12 protein-coding genes and 1 pseudogene are annotated in these 16,737 nt (G+C 70.8%); 9 read left to right on the forward strand and 4 right to left on the reverse strand.

Annotation, left to right across the window (positions count from 1 at the left end):
* The 4 genes and pseudogenes from IG74_RS53545 to IG74_RS0126585 all read left to right on the forward strand — a co-directional run.
* Positions 1–1,757 (forward strand): annotated as a pseudogene (locus IG74_RS53545) (ATP-binding protein); the annotation flags it as partial.
* 74 nt (positions 1,758–1,831) lie between these two features.
* Positions 1,832–2,515, forward strand: a complete 684-nt coding sequence (locus IG74_RS0126575; RefSeq protein ID WP_030682386.1) for a response regulator — start codon at positions 1,832–1,834, stop codon at positions 2,513–2,515.
* 82 nt (positions 2,516–2,597) lie between these two features.
* Positions 2,598–2,996, forward strand: coding sequence for an OB-fold nucleic acid binding domain-containing protein (locus tag IG74_RS0126580; protein WP_078869048.1), 399 nt, complete (start codon positions 2,598–2,600; stop codon positions 2,994–2,996).
* A 3-nt stretch (positions 2,997–2,999) separates the two neighbouring features.
* Positions 3,000–3,737, forward strand: a complete 738-nt coding sequence (locus IG74_RS0126585) for a DUF3159 domain-containing protein (protein WP_030682391.1) — start codon at positions 3,000–3,002, stop codon at positions 3,735–3,737.
* Positions 3,738–3,865: 128 nt separating this feature from the next.
* Here the strand turns inward: IG74_RS0126585 and IG74_RS0126590 are convergent, their stop codons facing one another.
* The 4 genes from IG74_RS0126590 to IG74_RS0126605 form a co-directional block, all read right to left on the reverse strand.
* Positions 3,866–4,528, reverse strand: a complete 663-nt coding sequence (locus tag IG74_RS0126590; protein ID WP_030682399.1) for a potassium channel family protein — start codon at positions 4,526–4,528, stop codon at positions 3,866–3,868.
* Positions 4,528–5,196, reverse strand: coding sequence for a potassium channel family protein (locus tag IG74_RS0126595; RefSeq protein WP_030682402.1), 669 nt, complete (start codon positions 5,194–5,196; stop codon positions 4,528–4,530). The genes IG74_RS0126590 and IG74_RS0126595 overlap by 1 nt, the downstream gene beginning before the upstream one ends.
* Before the next feature lie 226 nt (positions 5,197–5,422).
* A complete protein-coding gene (locus IG74_RS0126600) occupies positions 5,423–5,662 on the reverse strand; it encodes a hypothetical protein (protein WP_030682404.1) in 240 nt (79 codons plus the stop codon).
* On the reverse strand, positions 5,659–5,994 hold the full coding sequence (locus IG74_RS0126605) for an ArsR/SmtB family transcription factor (RefSeq protein WP_030682407.1): 336 nt from the start codon (positions 5,992–5,994) through the stop codon (positions 5,659–5,661). Before IG74_RS0126605 ends, IG74_RS0126600 begins: the two co-directional genes overlap by 4 nt.
* Before the next feature lie 201 nt (positions 5,995–6,195).
* Between IG74_RS0126605 and IG74_RS0126610 the strand changes: the two genes are divergently transcribed.
* The 5 genes from IG74_RS0126610 (at position 6,196) to IG74_RS0126630 (ending at position 16,735) form a co-directional block, all read left to right on the forward strand.
* Positions 6,196–8,472 (forward strand): MMPL family transporter, encoded by a 2,277-nt coding sequence (locus IG74_RS0126610; RefSeq protein WP_078869049.1) that lies wholly within the window; start codon positions 6,196–6,198, stop codon positions 8,470–8,472.
* Positions 8,473–8,648: 176 nt separating this feature from the next.
* Positions 8,649–10,697 carry an APC family permease gene (locus tag IG74_RS0126615; RefSeq protein ID WP_030682413.1) on the forward strand — a complete coding sequence of 683 codons (2,049 nt, stop codon included), beginning with the start codon at positions 8,649–8,651 and terminating at the stop codon, positions 10,695–10,697.
* A 238-nt stretch (positions 10,698–10,935) separates the two neighbouring features.
* Entirely contained in the window at positions 10,936–12,267 is a 1,332-nt protein-coding gene (locus IG74_RS0126620) for a class I SAM-dependent RNA methyltransferase (protein WP_030682415.1), read from the forward strand.
* A 222-nt stretch (positions 12,268–12,489) separates the two neighbouring features.
* A complete protein-coding gene (locus IG74_RS0126625) occupies positions 12,490–14,418 on the forward strand; it encodes a DUF2075 domain-containing protein (RefSeq protein WP_051855443.1) in 1,929 nt (642 codons plus the stop codon).
* A gap of 202 nt (positions 14,419–14,620) precedes the next feature.
* Complete coding sequence (locus IG74_RS0126630; RefSeq protein ID WP_078869060.1) at positions 14,621–16,735, forward strand: DUF2075 domain-containing protein; 2,115 nt, start codon at positions 14,621–14,623, stop codon at positions 16,733–16,735.
* The last annotated feature ends 2 nt before the right edge of the window (positions 16,736–16,737 follow it).

A 16,737-nucleotide genomic window follows, 5' to 3' on the forward strand; every position in this document is an offset into this window, starting at 1 on the left:
GTACTTGCAGCAGTACCGGGGCGAGCACAACATCCGCTCGACCTGGCAGGCCCGCGAGCGCATCGTCGTCGGCCTCACCGGCGGCCCCGAGGGCCGCACGCTCATCCGGCGCGCCTCCCGCATGGCCGCCAAGGGCTCGGGCAGCGAGATCCTCGCCGTCTACATCGCCCGCAGCGACGGCCTGACCGCGGCCTCTCCCAAGGAACTCGCCGTCCAGCGCACCCTGGTCGAAGACCTGGGAGGAACGTTCCACCACGTCATCGGCGACGACATCCCCGCCGCACTGCTCGACTTCGCCCGCGGCGTCAACGCCACCCAGATCGTCCTCGGCTCCTCGCGCCGCAAGGCCTGGCAGTACGTGTTCGGGCCCGGCGTCGGCGCCACCGTGGCCCGTGACTCCGGGCCCGACCTGGACGTCCACATCGTCACGCACAGCGAGGTCGCCAAGGGGCGCGGCCTTCCCGTGGCGCGCGGCGCCCGGCTCGGCCGCTCCCGCATCATCTGGGGCTGGCTCGCCGGCGTCGTGGGGCCCGCGCTGCTCACCCTGCTCCTGACGCACGTCGACGCCGACCTCGGCCTCGCCAACGACATGCTGCTGTTCCTGACCCTGACGGTCGCGGCGGCCCTGCTCGGCGGCATGCTCCCGGCCCTCGCCTCCGCGGCGTTCGGCTCCCTGCTGCTCAACTACTTCTTCGCGCCGCCGCTGCACCAGTGGACGATCTCCGACGCCAAGAACATCGTCGCCATCTGCGTCTTCGTGTCCGTCGCGGTGTCCGTGGCGTCCGTGGTCGACCTGGCCGCCCGGCGCACCCACCAGGCCGCGCGGCTGCGTGCCGAGTCGGAGATCCTCTCCCACCTCGCGGGCAGCGTCCTGCGCGGCGAGAACAGCCTCGAATCGCTTCTGGAGACCATGCGGGAGACCTTCGGCATGGAGGCCGTGGCCCTCCTGGAGCGCGCGAGCGACACGGCGCCCTGGACCCGCGCGGGCAGCGTCGGCACCGGCGCGCACGTGGGCCGCCCCGAGGACGCCGACGTGGACGTCCCCGTCGGCGACCACATGGCGCTCGCCCTGTCGGGCCGCGTGCTGCCCGCAGAGGACCGGCGCGTGCTCGCCGCGTTCGCGGCGCAGGCCGCCGTCGTCCTGGACCGGCAGCGCCTGCAGTCCGAGGCCGACCAGGCGCGCACCCTCGCCGAGGGCAACCGCATCCGCACACCACCTCGTCGGCAACCTCCTGGACATGTCCCGCCTCCAGACCGGCACCGTCGCCCCGCTGATCCGCGAGATCGACCTCGACGAGGTGGTGCCGATGGCACTCGGCGGCGTACCGGACGGCAGCGTGGACCTGGACGTGCCCGAGGCCCTGCCGATGGTCGCCGTCGACAAGGGCCTCCTGGAGCGCGCCGTCGCCAACGTCGTGGAGAACGCCGTCAAGTACGCGCCCGAGGACGCGCCGGTCCTGGTGTCGGCGAGCGCCCTGGGGGACCAGGTGCAGCTGCGTGTCGTGGACCGCGGCCCCGGCGTCCCCGATGACGCCAAGGAGCGCATCTTCGAGCCGTTCCAGCGCTACGGTGACGCTCCACGCGGCAGTGGCGTGGGCCTCGGCCTCGCCGTCGCCCGCGGCTTCGTGGAATCCATGGGGGGCACCCTCAACGCCGAGGACACCCCGGGCGGCGGTCTCACGATGGTGCTGACACTGAAGGTGGCGGGCGGCCGGCCGCCCGTCGTGCCCGACCTCTCCGCCCAGATGACCTCGTGACCGCCACCGCAAGCCGCGCACGTGGCACAACCAGCCGCGCGAGCGGCGCTGACAAGCCCGAAAGGCAGGTAGGAATGACCCGGGTGCTCGTGGTCGACGACGAGCCGCAGATCGTACGCGCCCTCGTGATCAACCTGAAGGCGCGCAAGTACGACGTGGACGCGGCACCGGACGGCGCGACCGCCCTCCAGCTCGCCGCCGCCCGCCACCCCGACGTGATCGTGCTCGACCTCGGTCTGCCCGACATGGACGGGGTGGAGGTGATCAAGGGGCTGCGCGGCTGGACGCGGGTGCCGATCCTGGTGCTCTCCGCCCGGCACAGCTCGGACGAGAAGGTCGAGGCCCTCGACGCGGGCGCCGACGACTACGTGACCAAGCCCTTCGGCATGGACGAGCTCCTCGCCCGGCTGCGCGCCGCCGTGCGCCGTGCCGAGCCCACCGGGGCCGGTGAGGACGACGTCACGATCGAGACCGAGGACTTCACGGTCGACCTGGCCGCGAAGAAGGTCAACCGGGGCGGGCGCGACGTGCGCCTGACGCCCACCGAGTGGCACCTCCTGGAGGTCCTCGTGCGCAACGCGGGGCGCCTGGTCAGCCAGAAACAGCTCCTCCAGGAGGTGTGGGGGCCCTCGTACGGCACGGAGACGAACTACCTGCGGGTCTACATGGCCCAGCTGCGGCGCAAGCTGGAGGCGGATCCCGCGCACCCCCAGCACTTCATCACGGAGCCGGGGATGGGCTACCGCTTCGAGCGGTGACCTTCCCCCCGGGGTCGCGCGGCCCGCACGGGCCGCGCACCGGCGTTGCGGCGGTGTCGGGGCACACCGGTAGGCTCGGGGTATGAGTGCTGTTCCTGGACCCGACAAGCCCGCCGGCCGCTTCCGGCGCATGCTCGACCGGCTGTCGTCCTCCCAGCAGGACTTGGACTCCCAGGAACTGCGCGAGGACGCCGAGACAGCCGGCTGCACCCGCATCGGCGACTGCCACGACCGCCAGATAGTGACGGTTACTGGTACGTTGCGCACGGTCACCCTGCGGCCACGGGCCGGTGTGCCCGCCCTGGAGGCGGAGCTGTTCGACGGCTCCGCCGCGGTGGACGTGGTCTGGCTCGGCAGGCGTTCCATCGTCGGCATCGAGCCGGGCCGCCGTCTGATCGCCTCGGGGCGGATATCCATAGACCGCGGCCGCAGAGTCCTCTTCAACCCCAAGTACGAACTCAGACCGCTCGGACGGGAGTAGCCGGTGACGTCAGTCGACAAGCCGACGGACCAGGCCGTGGGGGAGCACCCCGAAGCCCCTGACGGCACCGACACCAGGGCTCTGACGCAGGCCGCGCTCTTCGACGCCTTCGGCGGCATCCGCGGCACGGTCGAGACGATGGTTCCGGGCCTGCTGTTCGTGCTGATCTACACGATCACCAAGGACCTGCACAGCTCGGCGATCGCCGCGCTCGGTGTCGCGCTGCTCCTGGTCGTGGTCCGGCTGGTCCGCCGCGACACGGTCAAGCACGCCTTCAGCGGCGTCTTCGGCGTCGCGTTCGGTGTGGCCTTCGCCATGTTCACGGGCAACGCCAAGGACTTCTACCTGCCCGGGATGATCTACGGCACCGGCCTCGGCGCCGCCTTCTTCCTCTCCGCGCTGGTGGGCTACCCGCTGCTCGGGCTGCTCCTCGGCCCGGTGTTCCGCGAGAACCTCTCCTGGCGCACCCGCAACCCCGGCCGCAAGAAGGCGTACACCAAGGCCAGCCTCGCCTGGGGCCTGATCTTCCTCGCGAAGTACGCGATCCTCTTCCCGCTGTACTGGTGGGGGGACACCGAGCAGCTCGGCTGGGTCCTGATCGCCCTGAAGCTGCCGCCGATGGTCCTCGCCGTGTACTTCACCTGGATCTTCCTGGCGAAGGCCCCGCCGCCCATTGATGTTTTTGCGGAGATGGAAGCCGAGGAGCGGGCCGAGGCCGAGCGCAAGGCAGCCGGAGCGTAAGCCGCCGGTCGTCTGCCAGTCCGTCGTGGCTGGTCGCGCAGTTCCCCGCGCCCCTTACGGGGCCGGACGCAGGTGGGGGCGCCCGGAAGATTCCGGGCGCCCCCACCTGCGTACAAAGCCCTACGGCTCTAGTTGCGCGCCGAGAGCAGGTCCTCCAGCTGCTCCTCCCGTGCCTGCGCGGCCACGAAGAGGAGCTCGTCACCCGCTTCCAGCGAGTCGTCCGGGGTCGGCGTGAGGACGCGCGTGCCCCGGATGATGGTGACCAGCGAGGTGTCCTCGGGCCACTGGACGTCGCCGACCCGGGTGCCCGCGAGGGCGGACTCCGGCGGCAGCGTCAGCTCGACCAGGTTGGCGTCGCCGTGGCTGAAGCGCAGCAGGCGCACCAGGTCGCCGACGCTCACCGCCTCCTCGACGAGCGCGGACATCAGGCGCGGCGTGGACACCGCGACGTCGACGCCCCAGGACTCGTTGAAGAGCCACTCGTTCTTCGGGTTGTTGACGCGGGCGACGACGCGCGGGACGCCGTACTCGGTCTTGGCGAGGAGCGAGACGACCAGGTTCACCTTGTCGTCGCCCGTCGCGGCGATGACCACGTTGCAGCGCTGGAGCGCCGCCTCGTCCAGGGAGGTGATCTCGCAGGCGTCGGCGAGCAGCCACTCCGCCTGCGGGACGCGCTCGACGGAGATGGCCGTCGGCGCCTTGTCGACGAGCAGCACCTCGTGCCCGTTCTCCAGAAGCTCACCGGCGATGGAACGGCCCACCGCGCCGGCTCCGGCAATGGCGACCCTCATCAGTGACCGCCTTCCTCGGGGCCTTCGGCGAACGCCGCCTCGACCTTCTCGACCTCGTCGGTGCGCATCATCACGTGCACCAGGTCGCCCTCCTGCAGGACCGTCTGCGAGGTCGGCAGGACCGCCTCGCCGAGCCGGGTGAGGAAGGCGACGCGGACGCCGGTCTCCTCCTGCAGACGGCTGATCTTGTGCCCGATCCAGGAGGCCGAGGCGTGCACCTCGGCGAGCTGGACGCCCCCGGTGGGGTCGCGCCACAGCGGCTCCGCGCCCGAGGGCAGCAGCCGCCGCAGCATCTGGTCGGCGGTCCAGCGGACCGTGGCGACCGTGGGGATGCCCAGGCGCTGGTAGACCTCCGCGCGGCGGGGGTCGTAGATGCGGGCCGCGACGTTCTCGATGCCGAACATCTCGCGGGCCACGCGGGCCGCGATGATGTTCGAGTTGTCGCCGCTGGAGACGGCGGCGAAGGCGCCCGCGTCCTCGATGCCGGCCTCGCGCAGGGTGTCCTGGTCGAAGCCGACGCCGGTCACGCGACGGCCGCCGAAGCCGGAGCCCAGACGGCGGAATGCGGTGGGGTCCTGGTCGACCACGGCGACCGTGTGCCCCTGCTGTTCCAGGGTCTGCGCGAGAGCGGAACCGACTCTCCCGCAGCCCATGATGACGATGTGCACGTCGCTACCCCGCGCTCCTCACGGCCCACTTGACCTGCGTAAATGCCCTACTCATGACTCTCTTTCGGCGCGCGCCCGCGCGGCGTGGCGGCGCATCCCGCCCAGCGGCTCGCGGTGCGGGGCGCTCTCGGCCGGCCCGGTGTGTCCGGGGGCGTTTGCAGAGTCCACGGTAACGGCTTTCGTACGCGGGTCGGAGCCCGAGTGCGCGCGCCCTCGTCCCCGGCCGCTAGTCGACGGAGCGCAGCATGCTCTCCATGGACTTGACCCGCACGTTCAGCTCGGTGAGCTGGATGCGTACGGCGTCGGACTCGGACCGGGCGGTGTCGACGGCCCGGCGGTAGGACTCCATCGCCGCCGCGTACTCGCGGTCGCGCTCGCGGCTGCGCTGCGTCTGGAAGTAGGCCACGGCGACGATCGCACCGGCAAGTATCAGGAAGAAGGCGATCGGGATGATCGCGTCGCTCATTGGGGCGTCCCCTCGGTCGAATGCTGTCCGGCCTCGCTCGCCCCGTCCTGCTGGGCAGCAGCCAGAATCGTATCCACGTTCAACCGCACGTCAAACGGCGCGAGTTCGAAGTACTTGAGCGCCTTGCCGTCGTCGGAGAGCTCCAGCCTGCCCAGCACGAGGTCCGCCTTCTCCAGGCGCTCCAGGTGCATGTAGAGCAGGGGCCGGGAGACGCCGAGGCGCCGGGCCAGTTCGCTGACGTACATGGGGCCCGCGGCGAGCTCCTTGATGATCCGGATGCGCTGCGCGTGGCCCACCGCCGAGAGGAAGGCAAGCAGCTCCTCGCTGTTCATGGCCCGCCTCTGTGCCGTCCCGATACCTGTCAGCCAAGGCTTACGCACGCCGTGAAGCACTGTCAAACCCTCCGTCCGCCCGGAGTTTCCACTCTCAACTGACAGTTGACGCACTCATCCTTCACCTGTCAGTCTGCGCTTACACATCACGTGTAAGTCAGTTCTTACACATGAAGCAACGGCTACTCATGGGGGTCGGAGATGGGAACACGAGGGTCCGGCGGGCCGGGCGCGGACAGGCGGTCGCTGACCGTGCGGGTGGCCCGCTGGAGTGCGCTGCACCCGTGGCGGGCGATCGTCGGCTGGTTCGTCTTCGTGGCGCTGTGCCTCGTCGCGGGCAGCGCGGCCGGGATGAACAGCGCGACCTCGGCGGACTTCCGGGTCGGCGAGGCCGGGCGCGCCGAGGCCATGGCCTCCGAGGGCGACCTGCAGATCAAGTCGCTGGAGCAGATCCTGATCAGCGGCCGGGGCGGAAAGCTCGACGAGGCCGCGGCGGACGCCGCCGTGCGGGACGTCACCCGGCGGATGAAGGCGCTCCCCGAGGTCGACGAGGTGAGCGCGCCCGTCCGCTCCAAGGACGGCGAGGCCATCCGCGTACCCGTGACGCTCAACGGCCCCGAGCAGGAGGCCAGGGAGATCGTCGTCCCGCTCCAGGAGCTGACCGAGAAGATCAAGAAGGCCCACCCGGACGTGGTGGTCGAGGAGACCGGCGCCGCGTCCGTGAGCAAGGGCGTCGACGACCAGCGCGACGAGGACCTCGCGTTCTCCGAGGCGATCACGCTGCCCATCACGCTGATCACGCTGGCCCTGGTGTTCGGCTCGCTGCTGATGGTCGGCGTACCGCTGCTGCTCGCCGTCACCTCGATCGCGGCGACCATGGGCCTGGCGATGCTGGCCTCGCACCTGCTGCCCGACACCGGCGTCGGGCTCAGCATGATCCTGCTCATCGGCATGGCCGTCGGCGTCGACTACACGCTCTTCTACCTCAAGCGCGAGCGCGAGGAGCGGGCCCGGGCGGGCGGCAGGCTCTCGTCCGAGGCGCTCGTCGAGGCCGCCGCCGCGACGGCGGGCCGCGCGATCGTGGTCTCCGGGCTCGCCGTCATCGTCTCCACAGCCGCCCTGTTCCTGGCCGACGACGTCATCTTCGACTCCCTCGCCACCGGCACCATCCTGGTCGTGGCGGTCGCGGTGGCCAGCTCGGTCACCGTGCTTCCCGCGCTCCTGGTCAAGCTGGGGCAGCGGGCCGAGCGCCGGGCGGCCAGGCGCCGGGCCAAGGGCAAGACCGTCAAGCTGCACGAGGACAAGAAGCCGGGCCGGTTCTGGAACGCCCTGCTCGCGCCCGCCCGCAAGCGCCCCGCGCTCACCCTGGGCCTCGCGGTCCTGGCCCTGGTCGGCCTGTCGCTTCCCGCCCTCGACCTGAAGCTGAAGGACCCGGCCCGGGACAGCTTCTCCCGCGAGATCCCGGCGATGCAGGGCTACGACCGGCTGCTCGCCTCCTTCCCCGACGTGCGCCTCCGCTTCCAGGTCGTGGCCCGCTCCGCGCCCGAGCGGTCGGACGACGTCGTCCGCGCCCTGCGCGCCCTGGACCGCGAGGCCGCGGCCGACCCGCTCTTCGCCGCCCACGACACGCCGCAGATCAGGACCTCCAAGGACGGCCGCATCAGCACCCTGGACCTCGGCGCCCGGCACGCCACGTACTCCGACGAGGCCGTGCGGACCCTGGACCACCTCCGCGACGACTACCTGCCCGCCACCGTCGGCAGACTGAACGGTGTCGAGACGGCCGTCAGCGGCGACGTGCCCCGCGGCGTCGACTACGTGGCCCACCAGAACGAGAAGCTGCCACTGGTCCTCGGCGCGCTGCTCCTGCTGACGTTCGCGATGACCGTGTACGCCTTCCGGTCCGTCGTGCTCGGCCTGCTCGGCATCGTGCTGAACCTGCTGTCCGCCGCGTCCGCGCTCGGGCTGCTCGTCCTCGTCTTCCAGGGCGAGTGGGCGGAGGGCCTGCTGTCGTTCGAGTCGCTGCACGGCATCTCCTCGCGCGTGCCGCTGTTCCTCTTCGTGATCCTCTTCGGGCTCTCGATGGACTACCAGGTGTTCGTGGTCAGCCGGATCCGCGAGGCGGCGCTCAACGGGGTGCCGACGCGCAAGGCCGTCATCGACGGCATCGCGTCCTCGGCGAAGGTCGTCACCAGCGCGGCGATCGTCATGGTCACCGTCTTCGCCAGCTTCGTGATGCTGCACATCCTGGAGATGAAGCAGATGGGCTTCGTGCTCGCGGTGGCCGTCCTGGTCGACGCCTTCGTGATCCGCGTCATGATCCTGCCCGCGGCGCTCCTGCTGCTCGGCCGCGCCACGTGGTGGCCCTCGAAGGCGGTGCGGCGCGCCGAGGAGCGACTGACCCGCGGATACACGGCGCCGCCGAATTCGGGCACGGAGCCGCAGGTCACCGGGGTCGGGACGCTGTCGGGACGGTGACCGGCCGCGCGCGGCGCGCACCCGGGACGGACGCGGGCGGCGCGGCCGGTGCACTGGCACCGGCCGGGCCGCCCGCCCGTCGCTTGAACATCTCTTTAACCTTTTCGCCAGGAGCTCTTGACAAGTCCGGGGTACTGGGTGGGCGACACGCTGACGGAGCGCTTACGATCCTCTGCGTGTCCAAACTGACCGACGTGCCCAAACGGATCCTCATCGGGCGCGCACTGCGCAGCGACCGGCTGGGAGAAACGCTCCTGCCGAAGCGCATCGCCCTCCCCGTGTTCGCGTCCGACCCGCTGTCCTCCGTCGCGTACGCGCCCGGCGAGGTGCTGCTCGTCCTGTCGATCGCGGGCGCGTCGGCGTACCACTACAGCCCCTGGATCGCCGTCGCGGTCGTCGTGCTGATGTTCACCGTCGTGGCGTCGTACCGGCAGAACGTGCACGCGTACCCGAGCGGCGGCGGCGACTACGAGGTCGCCAACACCAACCTCGGCCCCAAGGCCGGTCTGACCGTCGCGAGCGCCCTGCTCGTCGACTACGTCCTGACCGTCGCCGTGTCCATCTCCTCCGGCATCGAGAACCTCGGCTCCGCCGTCCCCTTCGTGGTCGAGCACAAGGTGCTCTGCGCGGTCGCCGTCATCGTGCTGCTCACGCTGATGAACCTGCGCGGCGTGAAGGAGTCCGGAAAGCTCTTCGCGATCCCGACGTACGTCTTCGTCGTCGGCGTCTTCCTCATGATCGCCTGGGGCGCCTTCCGCGGCTTCGTCCTCGACGACACCATGAAGGCCCCGACCGCCGACTTCGAGATCAAGGCCGAGCACCAGGGCATCGCGGGCTTCGCCCTCGTCTTCCTGCTCCTGCGCGCCTTCTCCTCCGGCTGTGCCGCGCTCACCGGCGTCGAGGCGATCAGCAACGGCGTGCCCGCCTTCCGCAAGCCCAAGTCCAAGAACGCCGCGACGACGCTCGCGCTCATGGGCGGCCTCGCCGTCACCATGTTCTGCGGCATCATCGGCCTGGCCATGGCGACCAACGTCCACATGGCCGAGAAGCCCGCCAAGGACCTCCTGGAGAACGGCGCCCCGGTCGGCGGCGACTACGTCCAGAACCCGGTGATCTCACAGGTCGCCGAGGCGGTCTTCGGTAACGGCAGCTTCCTGTTCATCGTGCTCGCCGCAGCCACCGCGCTCGTCCTCTTCCTCGCCGCCAACACGGCGTACAACGGCTTCCCGCTGCTCGGTTCGATCCTCGCGCAGGACCGCTATCTGCCGCGCCAGCTGCACACCCGCGGCGACCGCCTCGCGTTCTCCAACGGCATCGTGCTCCTGGCCGGCGCCGCGGCGCTGCTCGTCTGGGTCTACGGCGCGGACTCGACCCGGCTGATCCAGCTCTACATCGTCGGCGTCTTCGTCTCCTTCACGCTCAGCCAGATCGGCATGGTCCGGCACTGGAACCGCCATCTGTCCACGGAGCAGGACCCCGGCAAGCGCCGCCACATGGTCCGCTCCCGCGCGATCAACACCTTCGGCGCCTTCTTCACCGGCCTGGTCCTGATCGTCGTCCTCGTCACCAAGTTCACGCACGGCGCCTGGGTCGCGCTGCTCGGCATGGTCATCTTCTACGCGACGATGACCGCGATCCGCCGCCACTACGACCGGGTCTCCGAGGAGATCGCGGCCCCCGAAGGCCCCACCGACGACAGCGTCCGCCCCTCCCGGGTGCACTCCATCGTCCTCGTCTCCAAGATCCACAAGCCGACGCTGCGCGCCCTCGCGTACGCCAAGCTGATGCGCACGGACACCCTGGAGGCGCTGAGCGTCAACGTCGACCCGGCGGAGACCAAGGCCCTGCGCGCCGAGTGGGAGCGACGCGGCATCTCCGTACCGCTGAAGGTCCTCGACTCGCCGTACCGGGAGATCACCCGGCCGATCATCGAGTACGTGAAGTCGCTGCGCCGCGAGAGCCCGCGCGACGCGGTGAGCGTGATCATCCCCGAGTACGTGGTCGGCCACTGGTACGAGCACCTCCTGCACAACCAGAGCGCGCTGCGCCTGAAGGGGAGGCTGTTGTTCACCCCCGGCGTGATGGTCACCTCCGTCCCCTACCAGCTGGAGTCCTCCGAGGCCGCGAAGAAGCGGGCCCGCAGGCGGCAGGAGTGGAACGCGCCGGGGTCGGTGCGGCGGGGGCCCGTGGAGAAGCGGGCGAAGGAGAAGAGCGGCAAGGGCTGAGCGGGCCCCGGTCGGGGCTCCTGGGCGGCCGGGGGTCCTGCGCGGCCCCGGGGGGCTCCTGTGCGGCCCGGGGGGCTCCTGCGGCCCGGGCTCGAACGGGGCGCTCCTCTTGTGGGGGCGTCCCGCGCGGCCCGAGTACGCCTTCCGTGTGCCTGAGTGAGCGGCCGGACGACACCCACGTAGACTGGTGGGCTGTTGTCCGGCCGCTCATCCCTTGACGTTGTGGAGTCACCCCGCCATGCAGGCAGAACCGAAGAACTCACTGGTGGGGGAGGAGTACGAGGTCGAGGTCGGCCCCGTCGCCCACGGCGGCCACTGCATCGCCCGTACGGCCGAGGGCCGCGTCCTCTTCGTCCGCCACACCCTGCCCGGCGAGAAGGTCGTCGCGCGCGTCACGGAGGGCGACGAGTCCTCCCGCTTCCTGCGCGCGGACGCGGTGACGGTCCTCGAGCCGGCCAAGGACCGGGTGACGGCCCCCTGCCCCTACTCCGGCCCCGGCCGCTGCGGCGGCTGCGACTGGCAGCACGCCAAGCCGGGCGCGCAGCGCCGCCTCAAGGGCGAGGTCATCGCCGAGCAGCTCAAGCACCTCGCCGGGCTCACCCCGGAGGAGGCGGGCTGGGACGGCACGGTCATGCCCGCGGAGGGCGACAAGCTCCCGGCGGGCGAGGTCCCGCAGTGGCGCACCCGCGTCCAGTACGCGGTGGACGCCGAGTCCGGCCGGGCAGGCCTGCGCCGCCACCGCTCCCACGAGATCGAGCCGGTCGACCACTGCATGATCGCCGCGCAGGGCGTCAGCGAGCTGGGCATCGAGCAGCGCGGCTGGGCGGGCATGGAGTCCGTCGAGGCCATCGCGGCGACGGGCTCCCAGGACCGCCAGGTCATCCTGACCCCCCGGCCCGGCGCCCGCCTCCCCATCGTCGAACTCGACAAGCCGGTCTCGGTCATGCGCGTCGGCGAGAAGGACGGCGGCGTCCACCGCGTCCACGGCCGCCCCTTCGTCCGCGAGCGCGCGGACGGCCGCACGTACCGCGTCGGCAGCGGCGGCTTCTGGCAGGTCCACCCGAAGGCGGCGGACACGCTGGTGACGGCGGTCATGCAGGGCCTCTTCCCGCGCAAGGGCGAGACGGCCCTCGACCTGTACTGCGGCGTGGGCCTCTTCGCGGGCGCCATCGCCGACCGCGTCGGCGACGAGGGCGCCGTCCTCGGCATCGAGTCCTCCAAGCGCGCCGTCGAGGACGCCCGCCACAACCTCGCCGCCTTCGACCGCGTCCGCATCGAACAGGGCAAGGTCGAGTCCGTCCTCCCGCGCACCGGCATCACCGAGGTCGACGTCATCGTCCTCGACCCGCCCCGCGCAGGCGCGGGCAAGCAGACGGTCCGCCACCTGGCGGGCCTGGGCGCGCGACGCATCGCCTACGTGGCCTGCGACCCGGCCGCACTGGCCCGGGACCTGGGGTACTTCCGGGAGGGCGGGTACCGGGTGCGGATGCTGCGGGCGTTCGATCTGTTTCCGATGACGCATCATGTGGAGTGCGTGGCGATCCTGGAGCCGACGGAGAAGCGCCGCTGACCTGTTGGTGATCCTCGGCCGGCGCTCGTTCTGAGCGGGCGTCGGGTGGGTCGCTGCGTGGCGTTCGGCGTCGTTGTGGCCACCCGCAGGGTCGGCCGGGCTGCGAGGTACGCTCGGACGCATCGTCAACGCGGCCCGACGGGCTTCCGCTCCACCCCGGTGGAGTCTCGAAGGACACGCCCCTACCCGCGCGAGTCACTTCGTGCTGCCTAGGGGAAGTCCTTGCTGTTCCGCGCGTCCGCGAAAACGGTCGCTGTCATGGCGCTCGACACGTCGCTCTACCACCACCTCGCCGAGCAGTTCGCCCATGCGCACGGCTACCGGCCGGGTGCTTCGGAGGCGCGTTCCTGGGAACGGAGCCTGCCCGCGTTGGCCGCCGTGCTCAACGACGCGGGGCTGGGCGGCGTCGAGGTCATGATCGAGTACGCGCTGCCGCTGAACAGCAAGCGCGCCGACGTCGTGCTCGCCGGGGAGCATCCGGTGACGAACGAGCCGTCGTACGTCGTCGTGGAGCTCAAGCAGTGGAGCCAGGCCGAACCCGACGAGGACGACCTCGCCCTGTGCCGCGTCGACGCCTACGCGCACCCGGTGCTCAACCCCGTCGAGCAGGTGCGGCGCTACCGCGAGTACCTCCTCCACTTCAATGGCGCGGTCGCCGAACACCCCGGTCGCGTCAGCGGGGTGGCGTTCCTCCACAACGCCACCGAGTTCGGTGTCGGAGCGCTGCGCGCGATCGAGCGGGACGACCACGGCCAGCTGTTCACCGCCGAACGGCGGGGGGAGTTCATCGACTACCTCCGCGCCAGGCTCAGCGCCGATCGTCCCGGAGCCCACGCGGCCGACCAACTGCTGGCGGGCAAGGCCGCCCCGTCCAGGCAGTTGATGGCGGTCGCGGCCCGAGAAGTGCGGGAGCGGGAGGAGTTCGTCCTCCTCGACGAACAACAAGTCGCCTACCGGCTGGTGCTCAACGCCGTGCGCAAGGCCAAGCGGTCCGACCACAAGGAAGTCGTGGTGGTCACCGGTGGGCCCGGCACCGGCAAGAGCGTCATCGCGCTCTCCTTGCTCGGTGAGCTGTACCGGCAGGGTGTCCCCGCGCTGCACGCCACCGGCTCCCAGTCGTTCACCAAGACGATGCGGAAGGTGGCGGGTGCGCGGAAGCGGGAGGTGCAGGAGCTGTTCAAGTACTTCAACAGCTTCATGACGACGGAGAAGAACAGCCTCGACGTCCTCCTGTGCGACGAGGCCCATCGCATCCGGGAGTCGTCGGCCAACCGCTACACGCCCGCGGCCCACCGCACCGGCGGACGGCAGATCGACGAACTCATCGACGCCGCCCGGGTCCCCGTCTTCCTCCTGGACGAACACCAGGTGGTGCGCCCCGGTGAGATGGGCACCGTGGACGAGATCAAGGCGGCAGCGGCGGCGAAGGGCCTGGACTGCCATGTCGTGCCGCTGGCAAGCCAGTTCCGCTGCGGCGGCAGCGACGCGTATCTGCGGTGGGTGGTACGACTGCTGGGTCTGGAGCCCGGCGGCCCGGTGGTGTGGGAGCCCGACGACCGCATGAGCTTGCTGGTCGCGGAGAGCCCGGCGGAGATGGAAGCCTTTCTCCAGGCGCGCCGAGCCCGGAACCACAGCGCGCGCGTGTCCGCCGGCTACTGCTGGCGCTGGTCCCCGGAGCCCAGGCCCGGTGAACCGCTGCCCGCCGACGTCGTCATCGGTGACTGGGCTCGCCCCTGGAACCTGCGAGGGGACCGTTCCGTGGCCGGTGCGCCCCCGGCCGCGCTCTGGGCCACCGACCCGGCGGGTTTCGGACAGGTCGGCTGCGTGTACACGGCCCAGGGGTTCGAGTACGACTGGTCCGGCGTCATCATCGGCCCCGACCTGGTCTGGCGTGGGGACCGCTGGGTGACGGACCGCACGGCGTCCAAGGATCCGGTCTTCAAGAGGACCACGCCCGACGCCGACGTGGACCGTCTCATCCGCAACACCTACAAGGTGCTGCTGACCCGGGGAATGATCGGCACGATCGTGTACTCGACGGACGCGGAGACGCGGGAGAAGCTCCGGGAGTTGGCGGGTGACCGTCCGGAGGGCGGTACTGCCACGGTCAGTGGCTCCCCGGAGTGCCGCACCGCGTCGAGCCAGGTGTGAACCGCTGCGCGTCCCCGGTGCCGGGGGCGTGATCCGGCCACGACGTCCGTCGTTCGGACCGCGAGTGGCGGATGTCGCTTCTCGGCGAGCGTCGGTGTTCCTATGATCGCCGATACCGGTTGCGGCCCGACGGGCTTCCCCACGAGGACACGCCCCCACCCGCACGAGTCACTCGTGCCCTGGGGGGAACCATCTCGTGTCCATGCTCCTGCTGAAACTGGCGGCGCAGGATCTGCTCAGCCTGAACGCGAGGCGCCGCATGGTGCCGCACCTCGCCGCCAGATGGCGGCACTTCCGAGGGGGTGACGCCTCGCTGACGGAACGTTCCGCGTGGGCGGAGAGCCTGGTCAGCCTCGCGAACGACCTGGTCGCCGCGGGGCGCGGCAACGTCGAGATGATCGTCGAGTGCGCCGCCACGCTCGACGAGACCGACCGGCCGGGTGATCCTCGGCTCATCGACGTCGTTCTCGTAGGGCAGCATCCGCAGGAACACCGGCTGTCGGTGCAACTCGTCGAGTTGAAGCGGTGGTCGCTGGTGACCCGGGTGGAGCAGGCCACCGCGGAGGTCGTGCACGTTCCGGGAATGGGCAGGAAGAAGCACCCTGTCCTGCAACTGCGCGAGTACTACGAGGCTTTCACCGGCGGCAGGGGGCCGCTCCACGGGCTCGCGTTCGAGTGCGGCGGCTTCGCCTATCTGCACAACGCCACGGACGACTCCGTACGGCCCCTGACCGACATCGACGCGCCGACCGGCCCCTATGCCCACGTGTACACGTACGACGGGCGCGAACGGCTGCTGGCCGATCTCCGCGAGAACTTCGCTGCGGAGGGCGGCGCCTCGGCCGCGGAGCTGCTCCTGCAGCGGATGGGCCTGCGCAACACGCCCCTGCTCGACGCCATGATCCGGTCGCGCGGGGACGACAGCGTCTTCACCCTGCGGGGGCGCCAGAGGGCCGTCGCCGAGCAGGTCATGGACACGGCGGCCAAGGTGCTCCCGGACCCTCGACGCCCCGCCCTCATACCCGACGAGCGGCGGGTGGTCTTCCTGGTGACCGGCGGGGCCGGAACCGGCAAGAGCGCCATCGGTCTGCAGGTCAAGGCGGAGCTGGAGGCCCAGGGCCGGTCGGTCAAGTACGCCAGCGGCAGCCGGGCGTTCAACGGCGCGATCCAGGAGCACGTGGGTTACGGGGACCGGGAGTTCAAGGAGACCTTCACCTACTTCCACAGCTTCGTGACGACCCCCGACCCGCCGCTGGACGTGCTGATCTGCGATGAGGCACACCGCCTTCGGGACCGTTCGACCAGCAGGTTCTGGAAGCCCGAACAGCAGGGCACACGGCCGCAGGTGGACGAGCTCCTCGACGCCTCCCGGCTGACCGTGTTCTTCCTGGACGAGGCGCAGACCGTACGGCCGAACGAGGTCGGTACGGTCGGCCTGATCGAGGAGGCGGCACGGCGGAACGACGCGCAACTCGTGCGGTACGGCCTTCGGGAGCAGTTCCGGTGCGGCGGCAGTGACGCCTACATCCGCTGGGTGCGTGCCGTGCTGGGGGTGACGGATGAGGCGCCGGAGCAGTGGACACCGGACGGGCTCATGCACGTGGAGGTGGCGGACACCCCGGAGGAACTCGAACACGTCATTCGTACCGAGGCAGGGGAAGGCGCGTCCGCCCGCATGGTCGCCGGCTACTGCTGGCCCTGGACGAAGCCGCTCGGCAAGGAGAAGCGGCTGGAGGCCGACGTGCGCATCGGCGGCTGGCACCGGCCGTGGAACGCGGACAGCGACAGCTTCTGCGCGGACGGCGCGCCCCCGTCGAAGATCTGGTCCGTGCACGAGAACGGCCTCGGCCAGATCGGCTGCGTGTACACGGCGCAGGGGCTGGAGTGGGACTGGTGCGGTGTGATCATGGGCGAGGACATGGTGTGGCGCGACGGCCGGTGGCTGTTCCGCCGGGGCAAGGCGTGTGAGGGCCCGGAGCGGGGGATCAAGCGGGTCGACGCACCCGGTTCGTTCGATCCGAAGGTGAGGGCGTCGAGCGTCGACGACGACGAGTTCGCCCGGCTCGTGCGGCATGCCTACCACGTCCTGATGACCCGGGCGAGCCGTGCGACGGTGCTGTATTCCACGGACGAGGAGACGCGTGCTTACCTGAAGGAACGTGTCGGCCTGGTCGAGTTCCACGGGCTGCGTCCCACCTGGGAGAACCTGCCGCAGGAGGCTCGGACACCGCATCAGCCCCGACCGCGAAGAGGCAGGCGTCCCCGCCGGAACCGCAATGTGCCGGGGGCGCAAGGACCTGAGATGCGGCTGTTCTGACC

It is taken from the genome of Streptomyces sp. NRRL B-1347, from assembly GCF_000720325.1.
Taxonomy (GTDB): domain Bacteria; phylum Actinomycetota; class Actinomycetes; order Streptomycetales; family Streptomycetaceae; genus Streptomyces.

Excerpts from the sequence above, each read along its gene's own strand:
- IG74_RS0126575 (WP_030682386.1), top strand. The coding sequence starts at position 1,832 with ATGACCCGGGTGCTCGTGGTCGACGACGAGCCGCAGATCGTACGCGCC.
- IG74_RS0126580 (WP_078869048.1), top strand. The coding sequence starts at position 2,598 with ATGAGTGCTGTTCCTGGACCCGACAAGCCCGCCGGCCGCTTCCGGCGC.
- IG74_RS0126590 (WP_030682399.1), bottom strand. The coding sequence starts at position 4,528 with ATGAGGGTCGCCATTGCCGGAGCCGGCGCGGTGGGCCGTTCCATCGCC.
- IG74_RS0126600 (WP_030682404.1), bottom strand. The coding sequence starts at position 5,662 with ATGAGCGACGCGATCATCCCGATCGCCTTCTTCCTGATACTTGCCGGT.
- IG74_RS0126605 (WP_030682407.1), bottom strand. The coding sequence starts at position 5,994 with ATGAACAGCGAGGAGCTGCTTGCCTTCCTCTCGGCGGTGGGCCACGCG.
- IG74_RS0126610 (WP_078869049.1), top strand. The coding sequence starts at position 6,196 with ATGGGAACACGAGGGTCCGGCGGGCCGGGCGCGGACAGGCGGTCGCTG.
- IG74_RS0126620 (WP_030682415.1), top strand. The coding sequence starts at position 10,936 with ATGCAGGCAGAACCGAAGAACTCACTGGTGGGGGAGGAGTACGAGGTC.
- IG74_RS0126630 (WP_078869060.1), top strand. The coding sequence starts at position 14,621 with ATGCTCCTGCTGAAACTGGCGGCGCAGGATCTGCTCAGCCTGAACGCG.